We start from the raw sequence: 411 nt of genomic DNA, 5'->3' as shown, positions 1-411 counted from the left end.
AACGCGTTCATCGGTCGCGACATGTGACCGAATGCACACAGCAGGCTTCAGACCTGCCGCAACGTGCTGTCGAGCGCGCGTGCCGCCACGCGGTCGCCTTCGGTCGTCAACGCGGTGCGAAAGACAGTTTGGCGGTTGTGGCCCGCCGCAGCGGGCGAATCCCACAGCAGCTCGATTTTTGGACGCCGGCCAAACGCAGCGCGTGCGAGCGACGGCCCGCCGCCGCTGCGCGAGGACGTGGCCGTCGTGAACGTTTCGGCCGCCGCGTGCAGCGCGACCATCGGCGCGGGCGGCGACGCAGACCCCGTGCCCGCGCCGTCCGCCCAGCGCACCGAGAGCTCGCGTGCATCGTACTGCCCCACCTTGCGACGCTCGGCCCACACGCTCACGGTGCGCGTAAGCGGATCCAGC

Annotated in this window: 1 protein-coding gene; it reads right to left on the bottom strand. The window is 70.6% G+C overall.

Annotated elements, in window-relative coordinates; genetic code table 11:
* Positions 1-47: 47 nt before the first annotated feature.
* A partial coding sequence (locus tag EN859_RS35545; protein WP_210237754.1) for a hypothetical protein occupies positions 48-411 on the bottom strand: 364 nt, incomplete at its 5' end.

It is taken from the genome of Mesorhizobium sp. M00.F.Ca.ET.216.01.1.1 (assembly GCF_004010325.2).
Lineage (GTDB): Bacteria > Pseudomonadota > Alphaproteobacteria > Rhizobiales > Rhizobiaceae > Mesorhizobium.
The sequence above is the reverse complement of the archived record's forward strand: the minus strand, read 5'-3'. Positions and strand labels throughout refer to the sequence as shown.